The organism is Actinoplanes sp. NPDC049802 (assembly GCF_040656595.1).
Taxonomy (GTDB): Bacteria; Actinomycetota; Actinomycetes; order Mycobacteriales; family Micromonosporaceae; genus Actinoplanes.
Genome location: NZ_JBFAMR010000016.1, coordinates 1 through 17,722, shown reverse-complemented (window position 1 = coordinate 17,722; position 17,722 = coordinate 1). Strand labels below are relative to the sequence as shown.

Below are 17,722 nucleotides of genomic sequence, written 5' to 3'. Positions count from 1 at the left end.
ACGCTACCGCCGGCCGCCCGGTCAGGCGTCGTCTCCCTCGTCGTCCTTGCCGAGACGGGCCTCCACGGCCTGCGGCTCGTACATCTCCTCGACCACCCGCAGGTAGAGCTCGTTGGGGTTGGGCAGGTGCTTGACCTCGCGCAACGCCTGATCCTGGCCGGCCGACTCGAGGACGAACGTGCCGTAGCTGAGCATCCGCCCGAGGGCCGACTGCTCGTACTTCATGTCGGTCACCCGCAGGAGGGGCATCATCGCCACCTTCCGGGTGATGATCCCGTTGACCACCATCACCCGCTTGTTGGTGAGGATGAACCGGTCGAAGTACCAATCGAAGACCTTCCAGGCCACCCAGCTGATCACGCCGAGCCAGACCAGGACCGCGACGGTGACGAACCCGTCGAGATCCTCCTGGCGGGTCAGGAAGCCGGCCAGGTAACCGAGCGCGAGTGTCGCGGCCGCGCCGATGCCGAGCGGCTTCGAGAGGTGGATCCAGTGCCGTTTCCACTCGCCGCGGTACCGCTCGGTGGGGAACAGGTAGCGGGCGACCAGTGTGGTCGGTTCGTCCTCCAGGGGGAGGAAGCGGCGCGGCCCACCACCGCGGTCGAGCCCTTCGAGCTCCTCGGCGGTGAAGCTGGGCGCCTGGTACTCGTCGGTCTCGTCGTAGACCTCGCCGGGTGAGCGGCGGCGCGCGAACGCCGGATCGTCCCCATAGGGATCGCCGTCCGCGTAGTCAGGGTCGTCGTCGAAGGCCGGGTCGCGATACCCGTAGCTCTCATCGTCGTCCCGAGGGCGACGGGCGCCCTCGCCTCGCGGGTCGCGCGGCTCACCAGGATCCATGTGGAGATGCTATGCGACGAGGTCCGTGAAGAAAGTGCCGAAGCCACGCGCGATGTCCGCGATCGTGCCTCCGAGTGACTCGAACACCGCCGCTGCCGAACTCGGGTTGAAGGCGATGAAGAAGATCAAGAATGCAATACCAAGCCAGGTGAGGACCTTCTTGACCATGGGGGCCTTCTCCTCCGGTGCGGGTTACGATCTGCGCCGCGGCAGTACTGACGGTATCAGCTTCGTCGCTTCGTGTGAACAAAGTGGCCGGAAAGTCGATTGCCATAGCCGCAGGTCACACCTAGGGGTCAGGCACGACCGTGCAGGTACGGCGACGGCGCTCCGAAAACGAGCTCGGACGGCACTCCCTCGGAGAGGTCGTGCAGTACGACATGCTCCGCGAGGAGATAGCCCGCGCTCGCGGGCCACGCTACCGCATAGAGCCACATTCCTTTGGCCTCACTCACGTAGGCACTTCGATCTTCAGGTGACTTGACACACCACAGTGGAGTGGGATGCCCCGCCGCCTTGATCTTCGCGTGTGGACCGGCGTGCCCACCGCGGTCGGCCAGCGCCTCGGCGAGCAGGTGCCCCGGGTCGATCCCGGGGATGCCGGCGAACCGCGTGCCCAGCCCGACGCCGGGCTGCTCGGCGATCAGGACCAGGTCGGCCGGCCCGCCACCGAGCGGCTCGGGACCGCTGCAGGCGAGCACGGTGGCCCGCACCCCGAACCGGTCGTCACCCGACCAGCCCACCCCGGTGACCATCCACCCGGAGGGCAGCGGCCAGGGACACCAGAGCGGTATCCGCTCCGCGCTCGACGCCGACTCCCGCAGCACCGTCCCGACAATCTCCGCGCTGATGTGCTCGGCGACGTGGAACGGCGGAACGTCGCCACAGTTGTCGCACCGCCAGTTGCTGTGCATCAGGTCCGGCTTCCGAACCCGTGCAGCACATCTGGGGCAACTCACCGTGACACCCACACTCCATACCGTGCTGGTCACGCGGGCTGCCGTCAAGCGAATCGGCAGAAGAGGGGCCGATCCAGGTCAGGCGGGAGGCGGGCCGGCGTGCGCCCGGATCCACGCGTGCATGGCGATGCCGCTGGCGACCCCGGCGTTGATCGAGCGGGTCGAGCCGTACTGGGCGATCGAGAAGAGCTGCGTGCAGGCCCGCCGCGCGGGCTCGGACAACCCGGGCCCCTCCTGGCCGAAGAGCAGGACGCAGCGGCGCGGCAGGGTGACCGTCTCCATCGGCTTCGAGCCGGGCAGGTTGTCGATGCCGATCACCGGGAGGTCCCCGGCCGCGGCCCACGACACGAAATCCTCGATCGTCGGGTGGTGACGGACGTGCTGATAGCGGTCGGTGACCATGGCGCCCCGCCGGTTCCACCGGCGCTGCCCGACGATGTGGACCTCGGCGGCCAGGAACGCGTTGGCGTTGCGCACCACGGTGCCGATGTTGAAGTCGTGCTGCCAGTTCTCGATCGCGACATGGAAGTCGTGGCGCCGGGTGTCCAGGTCCGCGACCACCGCCTCCCGGCTCCAGTACCGGTACCGGTCCACCACGTTGCGGCGGTCGCCGAACTCGAGGAGTTCCGGATCCCAGTGCGCACCGGCCGGTCGCTCACCCACCCAGGGACCGACTCCGACCTCGGTGGATATGTCCTCGCCCGCCGTCATGGGGCGTTAGGCTACCGATTCGGCCGGGGACGACTCACCCGGCCGGAGACGCAATGAGCGGCGGGGCCCTCCCCGGCACCCGCCGCCCACGCTCTGTTGGGAACGAGTGTGCCTTACCGTCCGTATCCATGTGAAGGACTTTCAATTGTGAGGCAGCTCACAATTAGGTTTATTAACTGTTTCCTTCCGGTCATGGCAACGCTCCCAAGGCCCGAGCGCGGCCTGGACAAACCGCCTAGATCACTAGATCCGGCACGGAAGCGCCCACTCGATCGTGTCAGCAATCAGACACTGGGTGCCTACTTTCGGTTACCATGAGGCGCCCATGGTCGTTTGACTGCCCGGACCCGGATGGTGCGGCACACCACGTGTGACAGCACACAGCTCGGGAATGATGAATGGGTGCCAGGAGTTTCACCCGACGAAAGCGATTCCCGCAGACGGAGGCATCATGGCGACGGTTGCGCTGACCGCAGCGAACTTCGACGAGGTCACCAGTAAGGACGGCATCGTCCTGGTCGACTTCTGGGCCAGTTGGTGCGGGCCCTGCGTCCGCTTCGCACCGACCTACGAACGCTCCTCGGAGAAGCACCCGGAGATCACCTTCGGCAAGGTCGACACCGAGGCGGAGCCGGTTCTGGCGCAGAAGTTCGACATCCGCTCCATCCCCACGATCATGGCCGTGCGCGACGGCATCGTCGTCTTCGCCCAGCCCGGCGCACTCCCCGGGTCCGCCCTGGAGAGCCTGATCGAGAAGGTCCAGGAGCTGAACATGGACGAGGTGCGCGAACAGATGGCCGCGCAGCTCAAGGCGAAGGACGAGCCGGCTGCCGCGCGCGGCTGACCCGGCACGACCGAGGGGCCCGCGGACCGGTTCGGTCCGCGGGCCCTTTTTCGTACGCTCGTTCGAGCAAGGTCATGGACACGCTGTAGAACGTGTGTTCGAATACTTGCCATGCGATGGTCCCACCTGTCGGCTCAGCCCGGTGACGGCACGCTCCTGAACAGGGCGGCGCCGGCGGCCCCACCCCTGCCGCTGGCGCTGCCCGGCGCGATCGTGCGCACCTTCGACACTCCCGGCTTCGCCGGCGTGACGTTCTACGAGGTCCACGCGAAATCCCTGATCAACCGGGTGCCCGGGACCTCGCGGGTGCCGTTCGAGTGGACCGTGAACCCATATCGTGGCTGTTCCCACGCGTGCACCTACTGCCTGGCCGGGGACACGCCGATCCTGCTCGCCGACGGCTCCACCCGGCCGCTGGCGCAGATCCGCGCCGGCGACGCGGTGATGGGCACGATGGGCGCCGGGGCGCACCGGCGTTATGTGCCGACCACGGTCCACGACCACTGGGAGACCAGCAAGCCCGCGTTCCGGGTGACCCTGGCCGACGGGACCCGTCTCGTGGCGAGCGGCGACCACCGCTTCCTCACCGACCGCGGCTGGCGGCACGTCAGCCCCGCCGAGCCGCACCAGCCGGCCCTCGCCGTCGGGGACCTGATGTTCGGGGTGGGCCGGTTCGCCGAGCCGCCCAAGGAGTCACCCGACTACCAGTCCGGTTTCGTGTGCGGCCTGATCCGGGGTGACGCGTCCGGCGCGGGCGTTGCGGTCGAGGGCGACGCCTGGGTCCGGGCCGACGGTTACCTCGACGACGTCTCCCTCACCGAGGCGGCGCGCTGGCCCGAGCTGCCCACAAGCGACTGGTTCCGCGGCTTCCTGGCCGGCGCTTTCGGGGCGGTCGGCCGGACCGATCGGCTGGCCGTGGTGCTGGAGAGCACCGACGTCGGCTATCTGCGCTGGATCGTGCACGCCCTGACCCACCTCGGCATGGTGGCCCGGGGCCCGGGGCCGGTCCGTCCCGGCGCGGCCGGCCGGGTCGAGACCGAGCGCCACCTGGAGGCCGCACTGCGTTTCCGGCATCTGACCGGCGCCACGATGGGCCCGCTGGACGCCTCCGGGGTCGGGGTGCGCGGGGAGCGGCGGCTCGCCGTCGCCGACATCGAGGATCTCGGGCTCACCCTGCCGCTGTTCGACATCTCCACCGGCACCGGCGACTTCATCGCCGACGGTGTGGTCAGCCACAACTGCTTCGCACGGAACACACACACCTATCTGGACCTGGACTCCGGTCACGACTTCGACAGCCGCATCCTGGTGAAGGTGAACGCCGGGGAGCTGATCCGGCGCGAGCTGGCCGGCCCACAGTGGGCCGGGGCGCCGATCGCGATGGGCACCAACGTCGACGTCTACCAGCGGGCCGAGGGCCGCTACCGGCTCATGCCGGAGATCCTGGCGGCACTGCGCGACCACGCCAACCCGTTCTCCATCCTCACCAAGGGCACGCTGATCCTGCGCGATCTCGACCTGCTCCGGCAGGCCGCCGAGGTGACACAGGTCGGGCTGGCGGTCTCGGTCGGTTTCCTGGACGAGACGGTCTGGCGCTCTGCCGAGCCCGGCACGCCGAGCCCGCGCCGCCGGCTTGAGGTGGTCCGGCGACTGACCGACGCCGGCTTCGGGGTGAGCGTCCTGATGGCCCCGATCCTGCCGGGGCTCACCGACACCGACGAGTCCGTCGACGAGACGGTGGCCGCGATCGCGGCCGCCGGGGCCACCAGCGTGACGCCGCTGCCACTGCACCTGCGTCCCGGCGCCAAGGAGTGGTTCGCCTCCTGGATCGGCCGGGAGCATCCGGAGCTGCGGCCGCGATACCGCGAGCTGTACGGCAACGGCGCCTACCTCCCCCGGGCCTACCAGGACGAGATCGCGGCCCGGGTCCGGATGGCGAGCCGACGGCACGGTCTGCACCGGCCATCGTCCCCGGTCGGGACCCACCGCCTGCCCGACGAGGCCGCCGCCCGCCCGGTCCACGACCAGCTCACCCTGCTGTGACGCTTCACCGGGATCACCGCGGAGGGCCGGGGAAACCGCCGAATCTGACTTTCCGGAGGCGGATAGAGTTCGGATATGCGGACCGCTCAACAGATCCTGGCCGATGCGACAGTCATCGCGGTGGTGGGAGCGTCCCGCGACCCCCACAAGGCGGCACACACCATTCCGCTCCAGATGCTGCGGCACGGCTGGCGGATCATCCCGGTCAATCCGTTCGTCGACGAGGTGCTCGGCGTGCCGGCCGTGCCCACGCTGGCCGACATCGGCGAGCCGATCGATCTGGTGAACGTGTTCCGTCCGGCCCGGGATGCCGTCGAGGTGGTGCGGCAGGCCGTGGCCGTCAAGGCGCCCGCCGTGTGGCTGCAGAGCGGCATCGTCTCGGCCGAGGCCCGGCGGATCGCCGAGGAGGCCGGGCTCGACTACGTCGAGGACCGCTGCCTGGCCGTCGAGCGTGCGCTCGGGCAACTGACCCGTCGCGCCTGATCCGGCGCACCTGACCAGGACCCACCGAGCCGGCACCACCCGAGCCGGCGCGCCCGCACGGTCGCACCTGATCTGGCACCACCCGAACCATCGCACCTGATCTGGCGCACCCGAACCGGCATCACCCGAACCGTCGCACCTGAACTGGCGCACCCCGATTCGGCGCACCTGACCGGGGTGCCTGACCCGGTGTGGGGCGATCCACTGACAGGAATCCGGCAACGGACACCGACCGGCCCTTCCGTACTTTGCATGGCACGCCAAAATGGGAAGCCATCGGCTTCCGTGCTCGTGGAAGCCGGTCGGAAACGCTTCCTCGCCGGCAGGTACGGTGCGAGGACTCAAGGAGGACCGCAGATGACCTATCCCCCGGCAGACGGCACGCCCGATCCTTACCAGCCGCCGCAGCCTCCGGCCAGCGACCCGACTCTGCAGTACCCGCCTCCGAACACGCCTCCGACGAGTCCCGCGGCACCGTCCAGCGGCCCCGGATACCCACCGCCGTCGTCCGGTGGGCCCGGATACGCTCCGCCGTCGTCCGGCGTGCCGGGCTATCCGCCGCCCGCGTACGGGTACCCGGCCGGGGACAAGGGTGGATACGGGGCGCCGCCGCCCGGCTTCGGTACGCCGTACTCGCCGTATGGCGCGCCGCGGCAGACGAACGGCCTGGCCATCGCGTCGCTGATCTGTTCGCTGGCCGGCCTGGTGACGTGCATCAGCGCGCCGGTCGGCGTGGTGCTCGGGCACATCGCGAAGAAGCAGATCCGGGAGACCGGCGAGGCCGGCGAGGGGATGGCCACGGCGGGCCTCTGGGTGGGTTACATCCTCAGTGCCCTGTTCGTGGCGCTCGTCGTCTTCTACGGCGCCCTGGCCGTCTGGGCGATCAATGAGGGCGCCACCAGCTCGACCACCTACTGACAGCGCGATGGACCGGTCCGCGGGGACCGGTCCATCGCACACCCGAGTCAGCGGAACTGGGCCTCGCGGACGCTGTTGCCGCCGTCCACCACCAGCATCTGGCCGGTGATGTAGGACGCGGCGGGCGAGCAGAGGAAGGCGACCGCCGCGGCGACCTCGTCCGGTGTGCCGGGACGGCCGATCGGGGTGCCGAGCCCCTGTTTGATCTCGGTCACCGTCGAGGCGGCCGTGTAGATCGTGCCGGGGGCCACGCAGTTGACGTTGACCCCGTCGGCGACCAGCTCCATGGCGAGCGCCCGGGTCAGGCCCACCACACCTGCTTTCGCGGCCGCGTACGCCGCCTCGGTGGGCAGGGCGTTCACCGGTCCGGCGGTGGCGGCCAGGTTGACGATCCGGCCCCAGCCGCGCTCCGACATGCCGCCGACGAACGCACGGCTGCACAGGAAGGCGGTGCTGAGGTTCCGGTCGATCTCGGCTCGCCACTCGTCGAAGGTGAGCTGGGCGACCGGGCGCAGCACCTCGGGGCTGGCCCGGCTCGCCAGGCCGGCGTTGTTGACCAGCACCTCGACGTCGCCGAGCTGGTCGGCGATCGCGTCGGCGAGGGCGCCGACCTCGGACTCGTCGGTGAGGTCGGCCACGAATCCGGTCACGCCGAGTTCGGTGGCGCGCTCGTGGATGCGGCGGGTGGTGGACACGATCGCCACCCGGGCCCCGAGGTCACGCAGGCGGCGGGCCGTCGCGTACCCGATCCCGTCCGGGCTGCCGGCACCGGTGACCAGGGCGACCTTCCCGTCCAGGCGGAGGGTCACCGGGGCGTCGCCGGAGGCCTCGATCTCCGCCTCGACGAGTTCCTGCATGTCGGTTCCGGCCGGGCGGTCGGAGGTTTCGCCGGGGGCGCCGGAATTCGGTGGCCGGCTGTCGGCGGGGCGTGTGGTGTCACGCCGGGACGGGCTACCCCCGGTGGAACGGGCGTCGAAGACCATGCGGCGATCCTGCCTGCTCGGGAAGGGCGGGGCAATCATCGTGTCACTGTGGCGTCCCCCGGGGCGGTCGCCTCAGCATCGCATCCGCCCTGGTTGTGACGGCTTTCCGACACGAACCGAAAAGATCAGCCGCCGGAGCCGGGCGGGAACGGCCGCACCGGGCCCTCCTCGACGAACACCAGTGGCGCGTCCGCTCCGTAGTGTGCCGGGAACTCGTCGCGGATCCGGTCGATGTCCCTGGTGCCGATCTCCACGCCCATGCCGTCGTGCCGGCTCCCCACGGTCACTATCCGCAGGCCGCGGGCGTCCCAGTACGGCAGGTCGGCCACCACCCGGTCGTGCCACCGGCCGAGTTCGGCGACCGCGTGCGCCGCGTCCCGCACCACGATGCAGGCGTTGTCGGCGTTCTCCCGGATGAAGGCGTCGAAAGCCTCTGACGGTACGCGGTACACGATCGCTCGTACTCGAAGCTGGTCGACCTCGAGGCCCGCGAAGCTGTCGGCGAACCGCTCGCGCCCGCCCCGGTCGATGCGCTCCATGGCGGCGGCGAGCCGCTCGGGGGTGACCGGTACGCGCCTTTCGCCGACCACGCTGAACCGCGCTGGACGGCTGAACTGGCAACCGGGTGTGTGCCAGCCGCCGGTCGGCCCGGAATGCTCGGGCGGATCACCGCCGCCTATCTCGCCACAGCCGGGCGCGGTCATGAGGAGCGCCCCGGCGAGCAGGAGCCGGACCACCCGATCGCGATGCATCGCATCCCCCTTCTGTATCGCGCCCCGGCCGTCTCCGCCAGCGGAGCGGGCGCGGCCACCGGTGGAGGAGGGTCTCGGCGGGGACCAACGATCGAGTTTCAGCCGCCGAAGCGGATGAAGGGTGCGGTAAACACATCTTTACCCGGAAAGAGGCTCGGTACGGACATCACGGGCTGCCCCGGCGATGAACACCGCCACCCCGGCCAGCAGCAGCGCCAGCCCCGGCAGCGACTCCGCCCGCGGCACCTGTCCCAGCCACCACCAGGCCAGGAACGCCGCTCCCGGCACCTCCAGCAGGATCAGGACGCTGACCGTGGTGGCCGAGGTGTGCTGCAACGCGTAGTTGAACATCGAGTGCCCCAGCAGTTGCGCGCCCGCCACGATGGCCAGGATCGCCGCCCAGGTCCGCCCGTCGTAGCCGGTCAGGTCGACGCCGAAGAGCAGGCAGACGGCGAGCAGCACGGCCGCGCACGTGCCGTAGCAGATCCAGGTGTAGGTGGTGGTGCTCACCTCCGTCCGGGCCCGCTCGCCGAGTGCCGTGTAGACGGCCGCCGCGACCGCCCCGAGCAACGCCAGGACGTCGGCGAAGACGGCCTGCGCCGAGACTCCGAGGTCGGCGCCGGTGGCCCAGGCGGCGCCGGCCACCGCCAGCCCGATGCCGGCCCACCCGGCCGCCGACGGGCGCCGGCCCTGTGCCGCGGCGATCAGGCCCTGCCAGACCGGCTGGGTGGCGACCAGCGCGGTCGCGGTGGCCACCGAGCCGAGCTGCACGCTCGGCATCCAGGTGGCGAAGTGCAGGGCCAGGGCCAGTCCGGCGAGCACGCAGAAGCGCCCGGCCGGTCCGCGGACTGCCCGGCGGACCTCTTCCCGGCGCGGGCCCAGCGCGATGGGGGTCAGCGCGAGAGTGGCGAGACCGTTGCGCCAGAACGCGATGGCCAGGGCCGGGGCGGACGCGAAGGCGATCAACGGGGCGGACGAGGAAACGGCCAGCACCGCGACGGTCAGTGCCAACATCAGGGCCGCCGGTTGACCTGGTGAGCGCATATTCATCCCCGGCCGTCGCTTCTTGCGCAGTGGTGCTGCGCAGTTTGCCACTGTCTATTGGCGGACAGTGACGGAGTGGATACAGTCACCGACGGTTTACTCCCCGTTTCCGCCCCCCGACGTCCTGGAGGACGATTCACATGCCCGCCTACCGTGCGGTCGTGTTTGACTTTTTCGGCACTTTGACCCGTTCTGTCCAGCGTGGTCCCCAGCACGCCGCCATCGCCCGGTCGCTCGGCGCCGACCCGGACGCCGTGGTCGGCGTCCTCAACCGCACCTTCCGGGCCCGGGCCTGCGGCCGTTACGGCTCCGCGGAGGCCACCCTCCGCTGGGTGATCGAGCAGGCCGGCGGCCACCCCCGTCCGGGCGCCATCCGCGCCGCCATGCCGGCCCGGGTCGACGCGCTGCGCGCCGACACGCAACTGCGGCCCGAAGCGGTCAGCGCCCTCACCGCCGTCCGCCGGCGCGGGGTACGCACAGCAGTGGTCAGCGACTGCACCCACGAACTCCCCGCCTTCCTGCCCGGCCTCCCCGTCGCGCCGTTGCTGGACGCCCAGATCTACTCGGTGGAGATCGGCGTCTGCAAGCCCGACCCGGAGATCTATCTCGCGGCCTGCGACGCGCTCGACGTCGCCCCACACGACTGCCTGTACGTGGGGGACGGCGGAAGTCATGAGCTCACCGGGGCCGCGGCGGTCGGCATGACCCCGGTCCGGCTGGCCGCCCCCGACCTCGCCAACCATCTCGTCTTCGACGCGGACACCAACTTCGCCGGCCGTACGGTGCGGTCGCTCACCGAGATCCTGACACTGCTCGACTCGGTGCCCGTGCTGGCCTGAGCACCGTGGGAGGATGGACCGGTGAGTTCTGGCGTGCTGGAAGAGGCGATCAAGAAGGCGGCGATCGCCTGGATCTCCGTGGATGACGGGCCGGCCTACGCGCTCTGGTGCATGCCGGTGGAGTCCTCGCTGGCCGTGATCAGCGGCCCCGGCGAGCAGTTCGCGCCGGGGCTGGCCGAGGCCCGATCGGCCACGGTGCGGCTCCGCGGCGACCACGGCGGGCTGATCGTGCGTGCCGAGGCCACGGTGTCCCGGCTCGTCCCGGGCTCACCGGAGTGGGACGAGATCGCCCCGCAACTGGCCGGGAAACGACTCAACGCCTCCGGCCCGGCCGAGCAGGTGGTGGCCCGCTGGGCGGCCGACGGCTGCGCGCTGGTCCGCCTCACCCCGGGCGCCGACTCGATGGCCGGGGCCGCAGACCTGCCGGCCGAGTCGCATGCCGCACCGCCCCGCGAGACCCCGGCCCGGGTCGAGACCCGCCGCCCGTTCCGCCTGCACCGGGTCAGAAAGCGCTGACCGTCTCATCCAGTTGGACGCCGGCGCTGTCCCACAAGCGCTGAGACACCTCCCACCAACAGCCGGGGGTCAGCCGATGAAGGGCGGGACGGCGATCCGGCCGGACGCCACCGGCCACACCTGGCCGGCCACGGTGGCCGACGTGGCCGCGCCCCCGACGGCCGTCACCGTGCACTCCAGACGGGACGGTCGCTTCATCTCCACACCCTGGTGGATGCGGTAGGAGGAGACGCCGTCGCCGGGCAGCCGGCCCGCCGCCACCAGCCACACGCCGAGAGCCAGCGCCGCCGAACCGGTCGCCGGGTCCTCCGGCACGGCGCCGCCCGCCACGAACACGCGGGCGTGGGCCTCACGGTCCGCCCAGGCGAAGACGCTCAGGTCGGTGACCCCGGCGCGTTCCGCCGCCGCCACATCGATCCTGGTACGGGCGAGCGCCTCCCGGCGTACCGGAAGAAGCACCCAGTCCAGGCCGCACCCGGCGGAACGTGGGGCAGCGAGATCGTCACCGGCGTAGTCGGCGGCTGTCAGGCCGGCCGCCGCGAGCAGCGGCGCCGGGTCGAGGGGCTCGCCGAGACGCGGGGTGGCGCCGGTGAGCGTGGCCCCGCCCGCGGCGGTCACGGTGATCGGCAGCAGGCCCGCGCCGCATTCCTGGATCACCTCACCGGCCGCGAAGAGCCCTCGGCGCATCGCGGTCACGGCGGCGCCGACGCTGGGGTGGCCCGCGAACGGGATCTCGCCCTCCGGAGTGAAGATGCGAGCCCGGTAGGTGGCCCCCGTCGTCGAGGGCGGCAGCAGGAACACCGTCTCGGAGAGGTTGAACTCGGCCGCCAGCGACCGCATCTGACCAGTCGCGAGTTGCTCGGCACCGAACACGACAGCCAAGGGATTGCCGGCGAACGGCCGGTCCGTGAACACGTCGACGATCTCGTACGCCAAGGTGGACATGCCCGGACACTAACCTAGGCTGAGGTCGTGACCATGGGGACGAGGATTTATCTGGCTCGCCTCGCCGGCCTGCCGGTGTTCGACCCCAACGGCGACCGGGTGGGGCGGGTTCGTGACGCGGTCATCCGCCTGCGCACCACCAACCGCCCGCCGCAGGTCGTCGGCCTGGTCGCCGAGATGGCTCTGCGGCGGCGCATCTTCCTGCCGATCGGCCGGGTGACGAGCATGGACGCGGAGGCGGTGGTGCTCAGCACGGGCACCCTCAACCTGCGCCGGTTCGAGAAGCGTCCGAACGAGCTGCTGGTCCTGGAGGATCTGCTGGACCGCCGGGTGACCGTGGTGCCGGAGCAGGGCGCGGGGCCCGGGCACACCGGCATCGTCGTGGACATCGGCATGGACCTGAACCGGAACACCGAGTGGATCATCACGCGGGTCGCGGTGCGGGAGCACACCGGGCGGCTGGCCCGGCGCGGGCACGTCTACCAGGCGGAGTACGACCGGGTCCGTGGCCTGGTCGGCCCGACCGACACGCAGGGGACCGCGAACCTGATCGCCCTGCTGGACCAGATGCGCCCGGCCGACATGGCGAACGCGCTCCAGCACCTGCCGGACGCCCGCCGCAACGAGGTGGCCGCCGCCCTGGACGACCGGCGGCTGGCCGACGTGCTGGAGGAACTGCCCGAGCACGACCAGGTGGAGATCCTGGCCGCGCTGGACCGGGAGCGGGCCGCCGACGTGCTCGAACGGATGGACCCCGACGACGCCGCCGACCTGCTGGCCGAGCTGCCGCAGACCGAGCAGGCGGTGCTGCTCGACCTGATGGAACCGGAGGAGGCCGCACCGGTCCGGCAGCTGATGAGCTATCAGGCGGGCACCGCGGGCAGTGTGATGACCTCGGAGCCGGTGATCCTCACCCCGGACGCGACGGTCGCCGAGGCGCTCGCCCGGATCCGTAACGCCGAACTGTCGCCGGTGGTGGCCGCGCAGGTCTTCGTGGCCCGCGCGCCGATGGCCACGCCGACGGGCAAGTACCTGGGTGTGGTGCATTTCCAGCGGCTGCTGCGGGAACCTCCGGCCGCGATCGTGGGCGGGCTGGTGGACAGCGGCATCGATCCGTTGCGGACCGGCACCGGGCTCGTCGAGATCACCCGGCGGATGGCGACCTACGACCTGGTGGCCATGCCGGTGGTGGACTCGGCGTACCGGCTGCTGGGGGCGGTGACCGTCGACGACGTGCTGGACCATCTGCTGCCGCGTGACTGGCGGGAGCGGGACGTGCACGAGGACGAGCAGGTGATCCCGTGAGCGACAGCAGGCGTGACCGGCTCGACCAGCCGCGTGATCCGGGACGGATGCAGCTGCCCCGGTTCGACCCGGAGGCGTTCGGCCGGTGGTCGGAGAGCATCGCGCGATACATGGGGACGGCGAAGTTCATCGTCTACATGACAGTCGTGATCGCCGCCTGGTTCGCGTGGAACACTCTCGCGCCGGAGAAGTTGCGCTTCGACCCGTACACGTTCACGTTCCTCACCCTGATTCTGTCGCTGCAGGCGTCGTACGCCGCGCCGTTGATCCTTCTGGCGCAGAACCGGCAGGCCGACCGCGACCGGCTCGCGATGGAGGAGGACCGGCGGCGGGCGGCGATGCAGAAGGCCGACACCGAGTTCCTGGCCCGGGAGATCGCCGCGCTGCGGATCGCGCTGGGCGAGGTCGCGACCAGAGACTTCCTGCGTTCGGAGCTGTCCCGGCTGGCCGATGAGCTGGACGAGGCCGCCCTTCGCCGGGAGAAACGGGCGCGTATGGAGTAGGGGCCCGCCGCGGCGGGGCACGGTTGCGAGCGGGCCTCACCGGGAAGCGGAGCGCCCCTGAGGCCGACGTAGCATGGGCTGCATGTCCGCTCCCGCATCCACGCTCGAGGACGCCGTCCAGGCCGCTCTGGCGACCGTGGACGACCCCGAGATCCGCCGCCCGATCACCGAGCTCGGCATGGTCTCGGGCTTCACCGTCAGCGACGGCCTGGTCAAGGTCGATCTGTTGCTCACCGTCTCCGGCTGTCCCCTGCGGGACAAGCTGAATTCCGACATCACCGCGGCCCTCACCAGGATTCCCGGCATCGATCGGGTGCAGGTCGAGTTCGGGGTGATGAGCGAGGAGCAGCGCAAGGCGCTGCAGACCACGCTGCGCGGTGGTGGCGCTTCAGCGGAGCCGGTCATTCCCTTCGCCCAGCCGGGCTCCCGCACGAGGGTGTACGCGGTGGCGAGCGGCAAGGGCGGCGTCGGCAAGTCGAGCGTCACCGTGAATCTGGCCGCGGCGCTCGCCAAGCGGGGCCTGTCGGTCGGCGTGGTCGACGCGGACATCTACGGTCACTCGGTGCCGCGGATGCTCGGCGTGGACAGCCGGCCGACCCGGGTCGAGGAAATGATCATGCCGCCGCAGTCGCACGGCGTGAAGGTGATCTCGATCGGCATGTTCACGGCCGGCAACGCCGCGGTGGTCTGGCGCGGCCCGATGCTGCACCGTGCGCTGCAGCAGTTCCTCGCCGACGTCTACTGGGGCGACCTGGACGTGCTCCTGCTGGACCTGCCGCCGGGCACCGGTGACGTGGCCATCTCGCTGGCCCAGCTGCTGCCGAACGCGGAGATCCTGGTCGTCACCACCCCGCAGATGGCCGCCGCCGAGGTGGCCGAGCGGGCCGGCGCGATCGCCCTGCAGACCCACCAGCGCCTGGTCGGTGTGGTGGAGAACATGTCGTGGCTGGAGCTGCCGGACGGCTCACGCATGGAGGTCTTCGGCGCGGGCGGTGGTCAGACGGTGGCCGACTCACTGAGCACCGTCATCGGCGCCCGGGTGGAGTTGCTCGGTCAGATCCCGCTGGACACCCGGGTCCGTGAGGCGGGCGACGCCGGCACCCCGATCGTGCTGGCCGAGCCGGACGCTCCGGCCGCGAAGGCTCTGGACGGTGTGGCCGACAAACTGGCCGTCCGCCGTGAGTCCCTGGTCGGCAAGCCGCTCGGGCTCATGGTCAACGCCCGCAAGGGCTAGGCCCTACGTGGCATCCAGGTCGTAACGCCGCGCCGGCTGGGAACTCTCAGCCGGCGCGCTGCTCTTGACGGCCGGACCGTTCTTGAAGTCGGCGGCCGAGGCCACCTCGGACAGCTCCGTCTTGACCCCGTTGAGGTCCTGCTTCACGTCGTCGAAGAGGGACTGGAGCGGCTTGCGCAACGCCTGCTCGTCCTCCTCGCTGAGCAGGTGCTTGCGGATGAACGCCTTCGGGTGCAGGTCCTCCAGCTGGATGTCGGTGCCCAGCTCACGGCTCAGGTCGGACGTCGCGTTCTGCGCCATGTTGCGCAGGCCGCGGAGCATCCGCAGACCGTCGCCGAGCACCTTGGGCAGCCGCTCCCCGAAGATCAGCAGCGCCAGCATGAGCAGCGCGCCGATCTCCCACCAGTTCAGATTCTCGAACACGTCCGGCCTCCCAAGCGTCCCGCGCCCAGACTACGCACGCCAACCGGGTGAACACAGCCCACCCGGACCTCTAATTGGTGTCCGCCGCCAGGGTCACCGAGACGGACGTGGTCTTGGTCCCTCGCCGGTACTCGACGGCGACCGTGGAGCCGGGAGCGTACTTGCGGACCAGGGCGATCAGGTCGGTGCCCTCCTCCAGCGGGTGCCCGTCGATCCTGGTGATGACGTCGCCGCCGCGCAGTCCGGCCGCCGCGGCCGGGCCGGCCGGCTCGACTCCGCGCAGCCGCGCGCCGGCCACCGTCCCCCCGGTCATCACCTCGGCGCCGATGACCGTCCGCCGGGCCTTTCCGGTGTCGATGATGTCCTCGGCCACCCGTTTCGCCTGGTTGATCGGAATGGCGAAGGCGAGGCCGATGTTGCCGGCCTCGGTGTCGGCGCCGCCGACCGAACGGATCACCGAGTTGACCCCGACCACCTGGCCGCCCGCGTTGACCAGCGGGCCGCCGGAGTTGCCCTGGTTGACCGCGGCGTCGGTCTGGATGGCCGCGTAGTAGCGGGTGGTGCCACCCGCCTCGCCGGCCTGGATGGGCCGGTCCATGGCGCTCACGATGCCCTGGGTGACCGTGTTGACCAGCGCGAGAGGTGAACCGAAAGCGAGCACCGGATCACCGACCGCAATGTCGTCGGAGTTGCCGAGCAGAACCGGGGTCAGCCCGCCCTTTGCGACTTTGATCACTGCGACATCGGACTCCGGGTCGCGGCCGACCAGTTTCGCGGTAGCCGTGGAACCGTCGCTGAACGACACCGAGAGGCCCTCGCCGGCTCCCTCGACCACATGGTCGTTGGTGATCACGTAGCCGTCCGTGGAGACCACGAAACCGGACCCGATGGCCCCGCTGACCCGGACCGTGACGACGCTCGGCATGACCCGCTCGGCCACCCCGGCGAGCGTCTCGGGCGCACGCTGCGTGTTCTCCGGGACCTTCTGACCGGACGCGCCGAGCTGTGTCCCGCCGGCCGTGGCATACCCGCCGCGGACCGCGAAGACGAAGCCGAGCGTGCCGCCGATGCCACCCGCCAACAGAGCTGTCACCAGGCAGATCACGATGATCGGGGCGAGTGGGCGGCGCGGCGCGTCAGGATCGGTCACCGGCTCCGGCGCGGGGCCGCCGGACGTCGGCGCGGCGGACACCACGACCGCTGACGGAGCGTAAGGATCGCGCCACGGGTCGGCCATCGCGTCGGACCACCAGGGCGAGCCCGGGTCCGGCTCGGCGGACCGGCCCGGAAACATGGACTGCGAGGCGCCGTGGGCAGGGGACGCCGGTGGCCGGCGCCAGTTCCAGCCGTCGGTCACGTCGGTGCCTCCATCCGCTCGCCCGGCTCCGCGCTCTCCAGGATGACACGGATACGCCGGTACCCACCTTGCCACGGGTCCGCCGCTGAGCCGAGTGGCCCCTTTATCCATCGACGGCGCAGTGCGTCACCGGAGAACATCGCTCTACTCTCTTATCCGATGTGCGCGGTTGCGCCGCGAACATCACCACCGCCCGTACGGAGGTCGTCATCATCGGTCCCGCTCGTTCCTTCGGTCAGCCGGCGGCACAATCAACGCCGTTCGCCGAGACCTACGCCACCGAGGACCCGGTCCTGCAGACCGCGCGTGCCCTGGCGCACGAGCTCGGCCTGCCCTGCGTCTCCCCCGGCGCCGGCTCCGTGCTGCGCCTGCTGGCTGCCGCGGGCAGCGCCAAGGCGGTCGTCGAGATCGGCACCGGTACGGGCGTCAGCGGCACCTGGCTGCTCCGTGGCATGCGCGCGGACGGGGTGCTCACCACCATCGACGTCGAGCACGAGCACCAGCGGATCGCCCGCCGGATCTTCCTGGAGGCCGGGTACGCCCCGTCCCGTACCCGGATCATCAGCGGCCGTGCCCTGGACGTGCTGCCCCGCCTGGCCGACGGCGCCTACGACCTGATCTTCGTGGACGCGGACACCACCGAGTTCGCCGCCTGCACCGAGGCCGCGCTGCGCCTGCTCCGGCCGGGCGGGGTGCTGATCGTCAACGGCGCGCACGCGAACGGGCGGATCAGCGACCCGTCCGCCCGCGACGTGGACACCCTGACCGTCCGGGAGACGGTCAAGGCGATCCGGGAGTCGGAGGACTGGATCCCGGCGGTCATCCCGTCAGGCGCCGGCCTGCTGACCGCCGTCAAACGCTGAGAGAACCCCTCAGCCAGGATGCGCCCGTCGGTGGCGGGGGCCCCGAGAACGGCCGGGCGAAGCCGTGGGCGTTCTCGGGCCGCCGTCCATCGGCCGGCCGAGACCGTCGAGGATCCCGGCGCGGTGGTCAACCTGATGTGGGCCGGCATCGCCCGCTACCTGC

General features: G+C 70.9%; 20 protein-coding genes. 10 read left to right on the top strand and 10 right to left on the bottom strand.

The window, feature by feature from the left end; translation table 11 throughout:
• Nucleotides 1-21 precede the first annotated feature (21 nt).
• From AB0I88_RS13960 to AB0I88_RS13945, 4 genes are all read right to left on the bottom strand, one after another.
• On the bottom strand, nucleotides 22-837 hold the full coding sequence (locus AB0I88_RS13960; protein ID WP_361022764.1) for a PH domain-containing protein: 816 nt from the start codon (nucleotides 835-837) through the stop codon (nucleotides 22-24).
• A 9-nt stretch (nucleotides 838-846) separates the two neighbouring features.
• Complete coding sequence (locus AB0I88_RS13955; protein ID WP_173476757.1) at nucleotides 847-1,005, bottom strand: hypothetical protein; 159 nt, start codon at nucleotides 1,003-1,005, stop codon at nucleotides 847-849.
• Between the two features lie 128 nt (nucleotides 1,006-1,133).
• Nucleotides 1,134-1,796 (bottom strand): DUF6758 family protein, encoded by a 663-nt coding sequence (locus AB0I88_RS13950; RefSeq protein ID WP_361022761.1) that lies wholly within the window; start codon nucleotides 1,794-1,796, stop codon nucleotides 1,134-1,136.
• Nucleotides 1,797-1,874: 78 nt separating this feature from the next.
• Nucleotides 1,875-2,507 (bottom strand): RNA methyltransferase, encoded by a 633-nt coding sequence (locus AB0I88_RS13945; protein ID WP_361022758.1) that lies wholly within the window; start codon nucleotides 2,505-2,507, stop codon nucleotides 1,875-1,877.
• Between the two features lie 451 nt (nucleotides 2,508-2,958).
• Here AB0I88_RS13945 and AB0I88_RS13940 point away from each other — a divergent pair, with 451 nt between their 5' ends.
• From AB0I88_RS13940 to AB0I88_RS13925, 4 genes are all read left to right on the top strand, one after another.
• Nucleotides 2,959-3,351: a thioredoxin domain-containing protein gene (locus AB0I88_RS13940; RefSeq protein ID WP_361022755.1), complete on the top strand. Its 393-nt coding sequence runs from the start codon at nucleotides 2,959-2,961 to the stop codon at nucleotides 3,349-3,351.
• Between the two features lie 111 nt (nucleotides 3,352-3,462).
• On the top strand, nucleotides 3,463-5,394 hold the full coding sequence (locus AB0I88_RS13935; RefSeq protein WP_361022752.1) for an intein-containing Rv2578c family radical SAM protein: 1,932 nt from the start codon (nucleotides 3,463-3,465) through the stop codon (nucleotides 5,392-5,394).
• Nucleotides 5,395-5,469: 75 nt separating this feature from the next.
• Complete coding sequence (locus AB0I88_RS13930) at nucleotides 5,470-5,877, top strand: CoA-binding protein (RefSeq protein WP_361022749.1); 408 nt, start codon at nucleotides 5,470-5,472, stop codon at nucleotides 5,875-5,877.
• A 357-nt stretch (nucleotides 5,878-6,234) separates the two neighbouring features.
• Complete coding sequence (locus AB0I88_RS13925) at nucleotides 6,235-6,795, top strand: DUF4190 domain-containing protein (protein WP_361022746.1); 561 nt, start codon at nucleotides 6,235-6,237, stop codon at nucleotides 6,793-6,795.
• A gap of 47 nt (nucleotides 6,796-6,842) precedes the next feature.
• Here the strand turns inward: AB0I88_RS13925 and AB0I88_RS13920 are convergent, their stop codons facing one another.
• The 3 genes from AB0I88_RS13920 to AB0I88_RS13910 all read right to left on the bottom strand — a co-directional run bounded on the left by AB0I88_RS13920 (nucleotide 6,843) and on the right by AB0I88_RS13910 (nucleotide 9,544).
• On the bottom strand, nucleotides 6,843-7,778 hold the full coding sequence (locus tag AB0I88_RS13920) for an SDR family NAD(P)-dependent oxidoreductase (RefSeq protein WP_361022743.1): 936 nt from the start codon (nucleotides 7,776-7,778) through the stop codon (nucleotides 6,843-6,845).
• 125 nt (nucleotides 7,779-7,903) lie between these two features.
• A complete protein-coding gene (locus tag AB0I88_RS13915) occupies nucleotides 7,904-8,530 on the bottom strand; it encodes a hypothetical protein (protein WP_361022740.1) in 627 nt (208 codons plus the stop codon).
• A gap of 138 nt (nucleotides 8,531-8,668) precedes the next feature.
• Nucleotides 8,669-9,544, bottom strand: coding sequence for a DMT family transporter (locus AB0I88_RS13910; protein WP_361022737.1), 876 nt, complete (start codon nucleotides 9,542-9,544; stop codon nucleotides 8,669-8,671).
• A 170-nt stretch (nucleotides 9,545-9,714) separates the two neighbouring features.
• On the opposite strand from AB0I88_RS13910, the gene AB0I88_RS13905 reads away from it, so the two are divergent.
• Both AB0I88_RS13905 and AB0I88_RS13900 read left to right on the top strand, forming a co-directional pair.
• A complete protein-coding gene (locus AB0I88_RS13905; protein ID WP_361022733.1) occupies nucleotides 9,715-10,413 on the top strand; it encodes an HAD family hydrolase in 699 nt (232 codons plus the stop codon).
• A gap of 21 nt (nucleotides 10,414-10,434) precedes the next feature.
• Nucleotides 10,435-10,929, top strand: a complete 495-nt coding sequence (locus AB0I88_RS13900) for a hypothetical protein (RefSeq protein ID WP_361022730.1) — start codon at nucleotides 10,435-10,437, stop codon at nucleotides 10,927-10,929.
• A 69-nt stretch (nucleotides 10,930-10,998) separates the two neighbouring features.
• Here AB0I88_RS13900 and AB0I88_RS13895 read toward each other — a convergent pair whose 3' ends face one another.
• Entirely contained in the window at nucleotides 10,999-11,874 is an 876-nt protein-coding gene (locus AB0I88_RS13895; RefSeq protein WP_361022727.1) for a PhzF family phenazine biosynthesis protein, read from the bottom strand.
• Between the two features lie 27 nt (nucleotides 11,875-11,901).
• Here AB0I88_RS13895 and AB0I88_RS13890 point away from each other — a divergent pair, with 27 nt between their 5' ends.
• The 3 genes from AB0I88_RS13890 to AB0I88_RS13880 all read left to right on the top strand — a co-directional run bounded on the left by AB0I88_RS13890 (nucleotide 11,902) and on the right by AB0I88_RS13880 (nucleotide 14,916).
• A complete protein-coding gene (locus tag AB0I88_RS13890; RefSeq protein WP_361022724.1) occupies nucleotides 11,902-13,179 on the top strand; it encodes a CBS domain-containing protein in 1,278 nt (425 codons plus the stop codon).
• A 47-nt stretch (nucleotides 13,180-13,226) separates the two neighbouring features.
• Nucleotides 13,227-13,682 carry a DUF1003 domain-containing protein gene (locus AB0I88_RS13885; RefSeq protein WP_361023050.1) on the top strand — a complete coding sequence of 152 codons (456 nt, stop codon included), beginning with the start codon at nucleotides 13,227-13,229 and terminating at the stop codon, nucleotides 13,680-13,682.
• A gap of 82 nt (nucleotides 13,683-13,764) precedes the next feature.
• Complete coding sequence (locus AB0I88_RS13880; protein ID WP_361022721.1) at nucleotides 13,765-14,916, top strand: Mrp/NBP35 family ATP-binding protein; 1,152 nt, start codon at nucleotides 13,765-13,767, stop codon at nucleotides 14,914-14,916.
• A gap of 3 nt (nucleotides 14,917-14,919) precedes the next feature.
• Here the strand turns inward: AB0I88_RS13880 and AB0I88_RS13875 are convergent, their stop codons facing one another.
• Both AB0I88_RS13875 and AB0I88_RS13870 read right to left on the bottom strand, forming a co-directional pair.
• The gene (locus AB0I88_RS13875) at nucleotides 14,920-15,339 is read right to left on the bottom strand and encodes a preprotein translocase subunit TatB (protein WP_361022718.1); all 420 of its coding nucleotides are present in this window, start codon (nucleotides 15,337-15,339) and stop codon (nucleotides 14,920-14,922) included.
• A gap of 70 nt (nucleotides 15,340-15,409) precedes the next feature.
• Nucleotides 15,410-16,696, bottom strand: coding sequence for a trypsin-like peptidase domain-containing protein (locus AB0I88_RS13870; RefSeq protein ID WP_361022715.1), 1,287 nt, complete (start codon nucleotides 16,694-16,696; stop codon nucleotides 15,410-15,412).
• A 293-nt stretch (nucleotides 16,697-16,989) separates the two neighbouring features.
• Here AB0I88_RS13870 and AB0I88_RS13865 point away from each other — a divergent pair, with 293 nt between their 5' ends.
• Entirely contained in the window at nucleotides 16,990-17,559 is a 570-nt protein-coding gene (locus AB0I88_RS13865) for an O-methyltransferase (protein WP_361023047.1), read from the top strand.
• The last annotated feature ends 163 nt before the right edge of the window (nucleotides 17,560-17,722 follow it).